This window comes from Chloroflexota bacterium, assembly GCA_014360825.1.
Lineage (GTDB): Bacteria > Chloroflexota > Anaerolineae > UBA2200 > JACIWT01 > JACIWT01.
On sequence record JACIWT010000019.1, the window covers coordinates 26019 to 38179 of the forward strand.

Sequence of the window (12161 nt, forward strand, 5' to 3'; positions counted from 1 at the left end):
AGGAGAAGACCAAATGGCTGAAGTGAAAGCGAGGGCCACACGCGACGCTTATGGTGAGGCGTTGGTTGAACTGGGGGCGAAGGACGAGCGCATCGTGGTGTTAGGCGCCGACCTGACCGACTCCACGCGCACCAAATGGTTTGCGGACAAGTACCCCGACCGATTCTTTGATTTCGGCATCGCGGAGCAGAACATGCTGAATGCAGCGGCGGGTCTAAGCCTGGTGGGCAAGATACCCTTCGTCAGCACCTATGGCGTCTTTGTTGCTGGTCGGGCGTGGGATCAGATCCGCACCACCACCTGCTACAGCAACCTGAACGTTAAGATTGGCGGGGCACACGGCGGCATCTCTGTAGGACCAGATGGTGCGACCCACCAAGCGCTGGAGGACGTGGCCACCATGCGCGTCCTACCCAACATGGTAGTGATCGTACCCGCGGATTTCTACGAGTGCAAGAAGGCTGTTATGTGGTCGGTGGAGCATTATGGGCCAGTGTATTTGCGCTTCGGGCGCGAGCCCGTACCCATCGTAACCAAGCCCGAAGACCCATTTGTGTTTGGTAAGGCGAATCTGATCAACGATGGATCCGATGTGACTATCATCAACAACGGCCCCGTACTCAAGCAGTGCATGGAGGCGGTGGAGATGTTGGCGCAAAAGGGCATCTCGGCGCGATTGCTCAACATGCATACCGTCAAGCCCATTGATCGCGCCGCCATCCGGCAGGCAGCAATGGAGACGGGTGCTATAGTAACCGTTGAGGAGCACCAAGTAATGGGGGGCTTCGGAAGCGCGGTGGCAGAAGCGGTTGTACAAGAGCACCCAGTGCCCATGCGCTTCATTGGCATCCAAGACCGCTTTGGCGAGTCTGGTACCCCGGAGGAACTTTTCGAGGAATTCGGGCTGACAGCGAAGCACATTGTAAAGGCGGTGGAGGAAGTACTGGCCCAGAAAAAGGGGCGTGGATAGCCTACGGGTGATATGAGCCCCAGGAGGCCGGTCATTACAGCCTGGGGCTCTCCGCAAACAGGCGCTGGGTCGCGGGATGAGGCTCTCTCCTGGTGGCTGAGTTTGACAAAATACCGCTCGACGGCTATACTATTTCAGCAAGCTGATTGGCAGCAACGAACTTTGTTGCCCGCCAATCAGCCAATCTCTGTTAGGGAGCAATCATCCGTCGGAGGTGTAGTGCTGGTGTATGCAATTGTGGAGACGGGGAGCAAGCAATACCGGGTCGAACCAGGCGATGAGATCCGAGTTGAATACCTGCCGGTTGACGAGGGCAAAAAGGTCAAACTGGATCGCGTGCTCTTGGTGAATGACGGCAAGAAGGTGAAAATCGGCACGCCTACGGTCAAAGGCGCTAGCGTCTCAGCGACAGTGCTTCGGCATGAGAAAGGGCCGAAAGTAACGGTTTTCAAGTATTTCCCGAAGCAGCGTTATCGGGTGAAGACCGGACACCGTCAGAACTACACCCGGTTGCGGATTGAACAGATCAAAGCCTGACAAAGGCGTGAGCCCGCGTCAGTGCAGTAAGGGAGGTTATTATGGCACACAAGAAAGGCGGCGGTTCAAGCCGCAATGCGCGCGATAGCGAATCCAAACGATTAGGTGTCAAGCGCTACGATGGACAACGAGTGCGCTCAGGCACCATCATTGTTCGTCAGCGTGGTTCTACATTCCACCCCGGCGAAAATGTCAGCATGGGGCGAGATTACACCCTATTCGCCACCATTGATGGTTATGTAAAATTTGAGCGGGTCTCGCGGACCAAACAACGCGTCAGCGTGTACCCAGAAAGGCAGAAGTAAGTCGCAGTGAAGAAGGATATTCACCCCAAATACTACCCCAATGCGAAGGTCATTTGCGCATGTGGGAATACCTTTACCGTAGGTTCCACGGTGCCCGAAATCCGCACTGATGTGTGTTCCGTTTGCCACCCGTTTTTCACAGGTGAGCAGCGCATTGTAGATACGGCAGGTCAAGTCGAGCGTTTCCAGCGACGATTGGACAAAGCCGAAGGGCGGCCAGAGAAGAAGAAGAGGCACATCAAGAAACAGCGCAAGGTTGAAAGGCTGTTTGAACTGGTGCCCGAGGAAGGGGACATCAGCGAGGGCGTAGCCGTAGAAGCACCCGAGGCCGTAAGCCAACCCACGCCCGCCGAGGCTGCTCCTGCCCCTGAAACAGTAGAGGAGGCCAGGTCCGTCGCTCCCACCCCCGAAGTGGTGGCCGAAGCAGAGGTCGCACCTGAATCCAAGCCCAAGCGGACAGCCCGCAAGCCGGCCACCAAAAAGGCAGTTAGCGCTGGCAAGCCTAAAGCAGAGAGAATCGCAGCCACCACCGATAAGGCGAAGGCCAAGCCTAAGAAGACCACTGCCAAGGACGAGAAGAAGGTTGCTCGTCAAGGTGCACGCAAGACCAAAGAGGCAGGAGAGACAGAGGCTACTGAGAAGCCAGCCGCCAAAAAGACTGCAACCTCGAGGGCAAAGAAGAAGAGCACCGAACCTGCCTCAACTGACGAGGCATAGGGACGGAGTGAAGAGGGAAAAGTGAGACGGAGTGCTTGGCACTCTGTCTTTTTTCTGAGTGGGGATGCGAATAGGAGGGCAAGTTGAGTTATCACCGGTATGATGGGGGATGGATTGAGGTAATCTGTGGTTCAATGTTCTCCGGAAAGACCGAAGAACTCATCCGCCGCGTAAAGCGAGCCCAGATTGCTAAGCAGAAGGTCCAGGTATTTAAGCCCAGCATAGATGATCGTTACTCTCAAGCCGATGTCACCTCTCACAGCGGGGTGCAAGTTGTGGCCACCCCGGTCAGCGATGCCTCATCCATCTTAGGACTAGTGGACCCTGACACCGAAGTGGTGGCAATAGATGAGGCCCAGTTCTTCGACTGGGGGATCGCTGAGGTGTGCAATACCCTTGCCGACCGGGGTATCCGCGTGATTGTGGCTGGGCTGGATATGGATTTCCGCGGCGAACCATTCGGCCCCGTTCCTGTACTGATGGCTCAGGCGGAACTGGTGGATAAGTTGCAGGCCATCTGCGTTGTGTGCGGGGCCCCAGCCAGCCGGACACAACGTCTTATTAATGGCAAGCCCGCCTCTTACCACGATCCAGTGATTATGGTCGGCGCGAGCGAGGTATACGAGGCACGCTGTCGCGTTTGCCACGAAGTCCCTGGGAAAGAAGAGCAGTGAGCGATTTCCACTACGGGGGCCAGGCCGTTATCGAAGGCGTAATGATGCGTGGAGCGCGGCACATGGCCGTGGCTGTACGCCGTCCATCGGGTGAGATTTTGTTACACAGTGAGCCGCTGACTACCGCCCTCAACAACAGTGCGTGGAGTAAGTTGCCCTTCGTACGCGGGCTGACATTGCTGTGGGACACGCTCAGCCTGGGACTGCGCACCCTGCTTTTCTCTGCAAATGTGGCCTTGGAAAATGAGCAGGTGGAACTCACCCCGCCAATGGTTATCAGCACCCTAGTCATCTCTCTGGCTTTTGTCGTGGCCCTATTTCTTGTCGGCCCGCTGCTTATTACCAGTCTGTTAGACCGCTACGTAGTCTCGCCCTTGGTCAGCAACTTGATCGAGGGCGTAATCAGGCTGATCGTGTTCTTGGCCTATGTGGTGGTAATCGGCCGCTTACCGGATATTCAACGCGTGTTCGCCTATCATGGCGCGGAACACAAGGCTGTCAATGCCTACGAAGCAGGCGATGCCCTCGAGATAGCAACCGTTAGCAACCACAGCACAGTTCACACTCGTTGCGGCACCAGTTTTCTGCTGGTCATCTTGGTACTCTTCGTGCTCATTACTTCGCTCCTGGGCCGGCCACCGCTCGTCTGGCGCCTCATTTCGCGCGTGTTATTACTGCCAGTTGTGGCTGGTATCGCCTATGAGGTGATCCGATTTAGTGCTGACCACCAGGACAACCCTCTGGTTCGCTTGCTCACCATCCCCGGTTTGGCGTTGCAGCAACTGACCACTCGTGAGCCCGATCAGAGCATGGTCGAAGTGGCTATTACTGCCCTGAAACGCGTTTTGGCTGACGACGGGGTTTCACCTGGCGCACAACAGGCTAACCCCATCGTTCCACATTAGGAGTGTGCGAAGGTATAGGGCAATAAACCCAAATCTTGAGTCTGACAGGAGGAAACATGCTCAGCAAAGAGGAACTTTTGGCCAAGGCAAAGAAGCCCGCCGATGACGCTCTGAAATTGCACCCCTTTTATCACGGCAAAGTGCAGGTAACCGCTAAGTGTGCCATCCGCAGTTTCGATGATTTCGCTATCTGGTACACCCCTGGTGTGGCGGCTCCCTGCCGTGCCATTGCCGCCAACCCGGAGTTAGTGTACGAGCATACCAACAAAGCGAACGTCATTGCGGTGGTATCAGACGGTACCCGCGTGCTTGGGCTGGGAGATATCGGCCCCGAGGCTGGTTTGCCTGTGATGGAGGGTAAGGCACTTCTCTTCAAATACCTGGGTGGCGTGGATGCCGTGCCCCTTTGTCTGGACACGAAAGATGCCGACGAAATCATCCACGCGGTTAAACTCATCCAGCCTTCATTTGGAGGCATCAATCTGGAAGATATCGCCCAGCCGAAATGTTTCAGGGTCCTTGACTCCCTGCGTGCCGACCCCGAGGTGCAAATTCCCGTCTGGCACGATGACCAGCAAGGGACAGCCACCGTACTGCTGGCCGGATTGATCAACGCACTCAAACTAGTGGACAAGAAAATCACGGACGTCAAAGTGGCGATGATCGGCATGGGTGCAGCCAATGTAGCGACGTTACGCTTATTGCGGGCCATGGGGATGCCAATGGGTCACCTTGTAGCCACCGATAGCAAAGGCATCCTGCATCCAGATCGTGAGGATATCGCGGCACGCAAAGATGAATTCGTTGACAAGTGGATGGTATGCCTGGAGAGCAACAGCGAAGGCGTGCGCGGGGGCCCAGCCGAGGCAATGGAGGGCGCGGATGTGTGCATTGCTTTCTCCACGCCCGGCCCGGGTACCATCAAACCAGAGTGGGTGAAGCGCATGGCCTCAAAGGCCATCGTTTTCCCCTGCGCCAACCCGATACCCGAGATCTGGCCCTGGGAAGCCAAGGAGGCTGGAGCAGTTATCGTAGGCACAGGTCGCTCGGACTTCCCCAATCAACTCAATAATTCGCTGGGCTTCCCGGGCATCTTCCGTGGTACGCTGGATGTCCGCGCGCGGACTATCACCGATGAGATGTGCCTGGCTGCGGCGGCCGAACTGGCGAAGTGCGCCGAGGACCGGGGCATCCATGAGGAAAACATCGCCCCCACCATGGACGAATGGGAGGTCTTTCCCCGCGAGGCAGTGGCAGTAGCGTTAAAGGCCCAAGAGCAAGGTGTCGCCCGGCTCACGTTGTCCCGCGAACAGCTGTGGGAAAAGGCATCGAAGACCATTCAACACGCCCGCGAAACCGTACATCTCCTAATGCGCGAGGGGTACATAGAGCCTGCGCCAGAGGGATGATCGGGCAACGAAGTACAGAGGGGGCAGTTGTTAGGCCCCCTCTTTTTTTCTCCCTGAGAATGTGAACAGTACATAAACGACGCTGCACTTTGACTGGCTATCACTTTCAAATTACAATCTTATTTGTAGGAGGTACGTTTTGGTCAAACTCGTCTATCGCGACAGGGAATGGGAATTAAAACCCGGCATCAGCCTGCGTGACGCCATCCTAAAAGTTGGCTTGGATCCCGAGGGTGTTTTGGGCGTGCGCGAGGGTAAACTGATCACCGATGACCTGATCCTTGCGGATGGCGATGTGGTGAAGTTGATCGCTGTGGTATCGGGGGGATATTGACAGCGTTTGGGAGCGTTGAATGAAGTGTAAGAAGTGCGCAGAGCCGGCTGTCATCAACATGCGCCAGCATCGCCTGGCGCTATGTGCTTCTCATTTCCTGGAATGGGTGCCTGCGCAGGTCGAGCGCACGATTCGCGCTTATCGGATGTTCCATCGGAACGATAAGGTACTCGTCGCAGTTTCCGGTGGCAAAGACAGCCTGAGTCTATGGGATATCTTGCTAAGTTTGGGGTACCGGGCCGACGGACTTTACATCCAGTTAGGCATCTCAGATGGTGACTATTCGGCGCTCTCATTGGAGAAATGCCAAGCCTTTGCTGCAGAGCGGGGCGCGAACTTACAGGTAGTCAACGTGCGCGAACGGTATGGCAAATCCATCCCCGAGGTGGCGAGGACAAAGCGCGGACGGTCTACCTGTGCTGTGTGCGGGTTAATCAAGCGGCATATCATGAACCAGGCAGCCTATGAGGGCGGCTACGCGGCCTTGGCAACTGGGCACAATGTGGATGACGAAGCGGCCATATTACTCGAGAATGTCCTGCGGTGGCAGACCGGTTACTTAGAGCGGCAAGGGCCAGTGTTGCCGTCCACCTATCCAAAATTGGCGCGAAAGGTGCGTCCGCTGGCCCGGCTGTACGAGCGCGAGATGGCCGCCTACGCTGTGGTGCGTGGCATTGATTATATATACGACGAATGTCCCTACGCGAAAGGAGCGACCACGCTGTTCTACAAAGAACTCCTCAACCGTTTGGAGGAGCGTTCGCGAGGGACAAAATTACAATTTTACCAACATTTCTTGCGGGCGCGGGAGGCGGGTAAAATATTCTCTCGCCGTCCTGCGCCGACAGAGTTTCACGAGTGTGAAGCCTGTGGTCAGCCGACGACGGTGCCCGGTCTGTGTGCCTTTTGCCGACTGTGGGTGACAGGATGATCAACCGGAAGGCGTATCGCTATTTCGATTTGGTGATGGCTACGTTCGTTGCTGTCCTGTTGATCAGCAACGTAGCATCGAGCAAGATATTGCGCCTGGGGCCCTTCACTTTTGATGGGGGCACTATCCTCTTTCCCATTAGTTACATCTTCGGCGACATTTTGACGGAAGTCTATGGCTACGCTCGTTCGCGCCGCGTGATCTGGGCGGGCTTCAGCGCTGCTTTGCTTATGGCTGTTGTGTTCATGATTGTGGGGGCGTTACCCCCTGCCGAGGGATGGGAGGGTCAGGAGGCTTACATGCTCATCCTGGGCGTAACGCCGCGCATCGTGATTGGCAGCCTGGTTGCCTATTTTGCTGGGGAGTTCTCCAACTCGTTCACGTTAGCCAAGATGAAGATATGGACCAAGGGCCGGTGGCTCTGGACGCGCACCATCGGCTCCACCATCGTTGGCGAATTCGTGGACACCCTGCTTTTCGTGACCATTGCCTTTTTGGGCACCTTACCGACACCACTCCTATGGAGCGTGATCGTATCCAATTATATCTTCAAGACCGGTGTTGAGGCTCTGGCGACGCCCCTCACTTACACCGTGGTGGGGTTCCTGAAGAAGGCGGAAAATGAAGACTACTACGATTATGAGACGGATTTCAACCCGTTCAAGATCACAACGTGAGGAGATGAGACGCTGACCTCCGAATCGGCACCCGTCAATCCCCTTTTGGAAGAAGCGCCCCCTGGCCACCGTTCCGGTTTCGTCGCTGTTATCGGTGCGCCGAACGTGGGCAAGTCCACCTTGATAAACGCTTACTTGGGACAGAAGATCGCTATCGTCTCGCCCAAGCCCCAGACGACACGCAACCGTATCCTGGGCATTCTAACTCGTCCAGACGCACAGGTCATTTTTGTGGACACGCCGGGCATTCATCGCCCCTTGCACGCCTTAGGCAAAGTAATGGTTGAGACAGCCCGTCAGACTATCCCCGATGCCGATGTAATACTGTTTGTAGTGGATGTCTCCGTCATGCCCACTACTGAAGACCGCCTAATCGCCGATCTTCTAGCGAATAGCAAGCATGGCCCTGTCGTGCTCACCCTCAACAAGATGGATCTGTTGCGGCCAGAGGATGTGAAGAAGCATACTGATGCCTATTTTGCTCTGGGCGCTTTCGCGGATTGGATGCTTATCTCTGCGACCCGTGCTGAAAATCTGGACAAACTAATGGAACGGATCGTCACCCTGCTGCCAGAAGGGCCGCGCTATTACCCACCTGATCAAGTCACGGACCAGACAGAGCGTTTCATCGCTGCTGAACTCATCCGTGAACAGGTGCTGCGGTTTACTCACCAAGAGGTGCCCCATGCGGTTGCAGTGAGCATCGAGGAGTTTAAGGAGCGCCATGAGAACCTGTTGTATATTAGCGCGACGATCTATGTGGAGAAGGATTCACAGAAGGGTATTCTTATCGGCCAGAAGGGGGCGATGCTGAAGCGCATCGGACAGGCAGCGCGGGAAGAGATCGAGCGTATGACCGGGAGCAAAGTGTATTTAGAGCTCTGGGTGAAAGTGTGGGAGAAATGGCGGCGCGATGTTGACCGGCTCCGACAACTCGGGTACGCTGTTCCGGGCAAGCAGATGCCATAAAGTGACTATATTTTCGACCAAAAGAGGTGGGTTCCTGTTCGCAATGATATTGACAGGAGCCCCTTTTGCGCTAGTGCATCCTTTGGCGCTGCCACAATCTTAAGGCCGTCTCGGTGCACCTTGCCTTAGGTATGATTCTTAAACACCATTGCTCAATCGAGTTATGGGAATATGCCCCGGGCGCGTATCGCCGCGGCTACTCTGTCCACTGCTAGCATGTAGGCTCCTAGCCGTAACGATACTTGCCTTTCTTGGCTGAAACTCCACACCTCTTTGAAGCTGCGAACCATGGTGCGTCTGAGATTGCGATTGACCTCTGTTTCATCCCAGAAAAAACTTTGTAGATCCTGCACCCACTCCAAGTAACTGACCACAACTCCCCCGGCATTAGCCAGGATGTCGGGCACTACGGTGATACGCCGATCGTTTAGGATCTCGTCGGCCTCGCGGGTAGTGGGACCATTCGCACCCTCCACGATCATTCTGGCTCGGATGTACGGAGCGTTATTGACGTGGATCTGATTCTCAAGCGCAGCCGGAATTAAGACATCCACGTCGCTTAGGAGCAACTCTTCATTGCTGATTTTCTCCACACCAGAAACTTCGTACCCCTCCAACAATCGTTTCGGATGGGCAGCCACGTGCTGATTTATACTGGCTATATCAAGGCCATGAGGGTTATATAGCCCACCGGTGATGTCGCTCACTGCCACAATCTTGCAACCCATCTGGTGCAGAATTGTCGCCGTGGCAGAACCGACATTGCCGTACCCCTGCACTGCCACTGTGGTATCCGAGAGTCTTCGGCGCTTGCGCTTCAGGAGTTCTGCGGTAACAATGGCTATTCCCCGCCCAGTAGCCTCCCTACGCCCCAGCGACCCTCCTAAAGAGGTGGGTTTGCCGGTAACGATCTCCATCGCGGTCCTGCCTTCGATCATGCTGACCGTATCGGCCATCCAGGCCATAACCTGAGCATTTGTGTTGACATCAGGTGCAGGAATATCTCGCTTGGGGCCAAGGATAGGCATAATCATGGCTGTGAAGCGACGTGTGAGTCGGCAAATCTCGTTCTCAGACAAGAGCATTGGATTACACCGCACGCCGCCTTTAGCCCCACCATAGGGGATACCCACCACAGCGCATTTCCAAGTCATCAGTGCTGCCAGTGCCTTGATTTCATTCAGACTCACGTCTGGATGATAGCGAATACCACCTTTGCATGGGCCACGTGCACTAGAATGCTGGACTCGATAGCCAGTAAAGACTTCGATGCGACCGTCATCCATCACTACAGGCACAGCCACCGTCAGTTCTCGCTCTGGTTGGCGCAGAATGGCAAGGATGCCCGGGGCCAGGTTTAGGCGTTGAGCCACATCATCGAGTTGAGCCAGCGCTGTATCCCACAGGTCTTGCTCAGGTCGCTCGGCTATAACGAAACTGGGACGAGGTCCGACAAGTACTTCGTCTAACTGTCTCTCCAAAATTCCTCCCCGTTGCAATTTCACTGTTCGAAGCCCTTCACCCCACTAAGAAGGCGGGGGCACATTTTATGTGGTCCGACCACCTTTTCAGGGCCCATTTATCACCGCCGCCAAATCTCAATCGGGGGAAGGTGAAGTGAGGAAAGCAGTGCGCCATAGCCAACGCGGCGTTTCACATCGTCGTCATCTATGATCTGCACATCCAATAGATGCATCAACTGCGGGGTACCGATCATGGTGCCATAGCCCTCAACTAGAGCGCGGTCCAATGCATTTACCAGTGAGTTCAAGGCGGCTGTCTTGCGTTGAGCCCAGATGATCAGATGAACCTGTGACGCCGGCGTCGCCTCACCGAAACAGACGTCCTCAGGCGTGGCATCGTAGCTATATAAATAGACCGTCTTGACATCTTCATCAAATTCAGCGAGATGCTTGGCCACTTGCTCGGCCAGACCATAGTGGAAATAGCCACAAGCAGTGCTGTCGCCTTGTCGCAAGCGATCAATCACCGCCTGAGGACCGTGTAGTCCCATTTTCTGGGCACAGAATTCCAGCGCCTTGGTCACGGCAGCATCAGCCATGCCAGTCATATCCGAAAGCGACTGTGAAGGCAACGCAAATTCAACGTTTACTGTTCCCATTTCCGTTGTTGATAAAGGTTCGGTCACCCTATTTCCCTCCCTCTCTGTTATTTTCTGACATCTTGGATTCGATCCAGGCTCAGTATAACAAAAAGTTCGTAGAAATCTCATAAAAAGCCCACCCCACCTTCTGAAAAATCCATGAAAAAGGCGGCTCTCGCATCCACGAGGCCGCCACTGCTTTCGTCTGGGGTTTATGGCCATCAATCCAAAGTGGTCTTATCGCCCTCGGGGCAAGTCAACATATAGCCAGTTCCCGGCGAGGTGATGATGTACTGAGGATTCGCCGGATCTGCTTCCAACTTGCGTCGCAGATAGCGAATATAGGCTCTCAGATAATCCACATCGTTGCGATACTCCAACCCCCACACATTTGTCAGCAAGTCTTGGTGTAGCACTACTCGGTTGGCGTTAAGGGCCAATTGGCGCAACAATTCATATTCAGTTCGGGTAAGTGATATCCTCTCGCCGCGCACTTTGACAGTGCGCCGAGCGAAATTGATCTCCAATTCGCCACACTGTAAGGTGGCCGTGGTTACCTCCTCGGGTCGTTGGGAACGGCGCAAAACCGCTCTGACTCGCGCTACCAGTTCTTTGGCACTGAAAGGCTTGGTGAGGTAATCGTCGGCTCCCACATCGAAGCCGCGTAGCATGTCGGCTTCTTGCGCCTTAGCGGTGAGCATGATCACCGGCACATCAGAGAATTCCCGGATGCGGCGGCACACCTCATAGCCATCTGGGCCCCGGGGGAGAAGGATGTCTAACAAAACCAGATCGGGCTGCTCCAAGGCTACCATCTCGATAGCCGATTCTCCTGTGGCGGCAGCAATTACTTGGAAACCCACCGCCTTCAGTACTTCGCTAACCAGCCGTACTACTCTGGGCTCGTCATCTACGACGAGGATCTTCTCGTTCATCCCGCTCCTCTCCCTGTTTCCAATCGGCTCAGATCCTTCAATGGTAGCGTGAAGTAAAACGTGCTGCCCCGCCCCACCTGACTCTCAGCCCAAATGTGGCCCCCGTGACTCTCCACAATGGAGCGAGCGATGGGCAGCCCTAACCCTGAGCCGACGACATGGCGGCCCAATCCCGACTTGACTCGGAAGAATTTTTCAAACAGCCGGTTCAGGTGCTCAGGTGCAATGCCTATTCCTTGATCGGCCACGCTGAGGACGATTTCATCCTCACGAACTTCACCCCTCACGACAATTAGCCCACCACCGGGTGAGTATTTCACCGCATTATCCAACAGATTCCGCAAGACTTGCGCAATACGGTCCGGATCGGCCTCTACAATAGGAAATTCCTTCGGAAAATCGACCAAAAAACGATGATTCGGACTGCGTCGCGCCACATCGTCAGTCACATTCTGGGTCAAATGAGGCAACATGACTGGCTGTGGCTTGAGTTTTAAGAAGCCAGCGTCAATGATTGAGGACTCAAGCATATCATGAATAAGATCCTGCAGGATATCGCATTCCTCATCGGTGATGGCAGTACACTCCTGTAAAATCAAACGGCGTGTGGTACACTATGGCGAACAAACCCATCACCATCCCGGAAGGGTAGAAAGGACCACACGCCATGGAAAGGATACCACCGAGTGAACGA

Annotated in this window: 15 protein-coding genes; 11 read left to right on the top strand and 4 right to left on the bottom strand. The window is 55.0% G+C overall.

Features of this window, described 5'->3' with window-relative positions; translation table 11 throughout:
- The first annotated feature begins 13 nt into the window (after nt 1-13).
- The 11 genes from H5T64_11025 (at nt 14) to era (ending at nt 8428) form a co-directional block, all read left to right on the top strand.
- On the top strand, nt 14-970 hold the full coding sequence (locus tag H5T64_11025) for a transketolase family protein (protein MBC7264869.1): 957 nt from the start codon (nt 14-16) through the stop codon (nt 968-970).
- Nucleotides 971-1195: 225 nt separating this feature from the next.
- Complete coding sequence (gene rplU, locus H5T64_11030; protein MBC7264870.1) at nt 1196-1507, top strand: 50S ribosomal protein L21; 312 nt, start codon at nt 1196-1198, stop codon at nt 1505-1507.
- A gap of 41 nt (nt 1508-1548) precedes the next feature.
- Nucleotides 1549-1812 (top strand): 50S ribosomal protein L27, encoded by a 264-nt coding sequence (gene rpmA, locus H5T64_11035; protein ID MBC7264871.1) that lies wholly within the window; start codon nt 1549-1551, stop codon nt 1810-1812.
- Between the two features lie 6 nt (nt 1813-1818).
- Nucleotides 1819-2529, top strand: coding sequence for a 50S ribosomal protein L31 (gene rpmE / locus H5T64_11040; protein ID MBC7264872.1), 711 nt, complete (start codon nt 1819-1821; stop codon nt 2527-2529).
- Between the two features lie 134 nt (nt 2530-2663).
- Nucleotides 2664-3203 (top strand): thymidine kinase, encoded by a 540-nt coding sequence (locus H5T64_11045; protein MBC7264873.1) that lies wholly within the window; start codon nt 2664-2666, stop codon nt 3201-3203.
- 41 nt (nt 3204-3244) lie between these two features.
- On the top strand, nt 3245-4108 hold the full coding sequence (locus tag H5T64_11050; protein MBC7264874.1) for a DUF1385 domain-containing protein: 864 nt from the start codon (nt 3245-3247) through the stop codon (nt 4106-4108).
- Nucleotides 4109-4164: 56 nt separating this feature from the next.
- Nucleotides 4165-5517: an NADP-dependent malic enzyme gene (locus H5T64_11055; GenBank protein MBC7264875.1), complete on the top strand. Its 1353-nt coding sequence runs from the start codon at nt 4165-4167 to the stop codon at nt 5515-5517.
- A 139-nt stretch (nt 5518-5656) separates the two neighbouring features.
- Nucleotides 5657-5851 (top strand): MoaD/ThiS family protein, encoded by a 195-nt coding sequence (locus H5T64_11060; GenBank protein ID MBC7264876.1) that lies wholly within the window; start codon nt 5657-5659, stop codon nt 5849-5851.
- 19 nt (nt 5852-5870) lie between these two features.
- The gene (locus H5T64_11065; GenBank protein ID MBC7264877.1) at nt 5871-6782 is read left to right on the top strand and encodes an adenine nucleotide alpha hydrolase family protein; all 912 of its coding nucleotides are present in this window, start codon (nt 5871-5873) and stop codon (nt 6780-6782) included.
- Nucleotides 6779-7459, top strand: coding sequence for a queuosine precursor transporter (locus H5T64_11070; protein ID MBC7264878.1), 681 nt, complete (start codon nt 6779-6781; stop codon nt 7457-7459). The genes H5T64_11065 and H5T64_11070 overlap by 4 nt, the downstream gene beginning before the upstream one ends.
- 45 nt (nt 7460-7504) lie before the next feature.
- Nucleotides 7505-8428, top strand: a complete 924-nt coding sequence (era, locus tag H5T64_11075) for a GTPase Era (protein MBC7264879.1) — start codon at nt 7505-7507, stop codon at nt 8426-8428.
- A 161-nt stretch (nt 8429-8589) separates the two neighbouring features.
- Here era and H5T64_11080 read toward each other — a convergent pair whose 3' ends face one another.
- The 4 genes from H5T64_11080 to H5T64_11095 all read right to left on the bottom strand — a co-directional run bounded on the left by H5T64_11080 (nt 8590) and on the right by H5T64_11095 (nt 11997).
- Nucleotides 8590-9834 carry a Glu/Leu/Phe/Val dehydrogenase gene (locus tag H5T64_11080; protein ID MBC7264880.1) on the bottom strand — a complete coding sequence of 415 codons (1245 nt, stop codon included), beginning with the start codon at nt 9832-9834 and terminating at the stop codon, nt 8590-8592.
- Nucleotides 9835-10010: 176 nt separating this feature from the next.
- On the bottom strand, nt 10011-10577 hold the full coding sequence (locus H5T64_11085; protein MBC7264881.1) for a hypothetical protein: 567 nt from the start codon (nt 10575-10577) through the stop codon (nt 10011-10013).
- A gap of 176 nt (nt 10578-10753) precedes the next feature.
- Nucleotides 10754-11467: a response regulator transcription factor gene (locus H5T64_11090; protein MBC7264882.1), complete on the bottom strand. Its 714-nt coding sequence runs from the start codon at nt 11465-11467 to the stop codon at nt 10754-10756.
- Nucleotides 11464-11997 (bottom strand): hypothetical protein, encoded by a 534-nt coding sequence (locus H5T64_11095; GenBank protein ID MBC7264883.1) that lies wholly within the window; start codon nt 11995-11997, stop codon nt 11464-11466. Before H5T64_11095 ends, H5T64_11090 begins: the two co-directional genes overlap by 4 nt.
- Nucleotides 11998-12161: the final 164 nt, after the last annotated feature.

Bases quoted from the DNA above. Each gene is read 5' to 3' on its own strand.
- H5T64_11090 (MBC7264882.1), bottom strand. From the start codon at position 11,467: ATGAACGAGAAGATCCTCGTCGTAGATGACGAGCCCAGAGTAGTACGG.
- H5T64_11045 (MBC7264873.1), top strand. From the start codon at position 2,664: ATGTTCTCCGGAAAGACCGAAGAACTCATCCGCCGCGTAAAGCGAGCC.
- H5T64_11065 (MBC7264877.1), top strand. From the start codon at position 5,871: ATGAAGTGTAAGAAGTGCGCAGAGCCGGCTGTCATCAACATGCGCCAG.
- H5T64_11025 (MBC7264869.1), top strand. From the start codon at position 14: ATGGCTGAAGTGAAAGCGAGGGCCACACGCGACGCTTATGGTGAGGCG.
- H5T64_11095 (MBC7264883.1), bottom strand. From the start codon at position 11,997: ATGCTTGAGTCCTCAATCATTGACGCTGGCTTCTTAAAACTCAAGCCA.
- H5T64_11070 (MBC7264878.1), top strand. From the start codon at position 6,779: ATGATCAACCGGAAGGCGTATCGCTATTTCGATTTGGTGATGGCTACG.
- H5T64_11050 (MBC7264874.1), top strand. From the start codon at position 3,245: ATGATGCGTGGAGCGCGGCACATGGCCGTGGCTGTACGCCGTCCATCG.
- H5T64_11055 (MBC7264875.1), top strand. From the start codon at position 4,165: ATGCTCAGCAAAGAGGAACTTTTGGCCAAGGCAAAGAAGCCCGCCGAT.
- rpmA (MBC7264871.1), top strand. From the start codon at position 1,549: ATGGCACACAAGAAAGGCGGCGGTTCAAGCCGCAATGCGCGCGATAGC.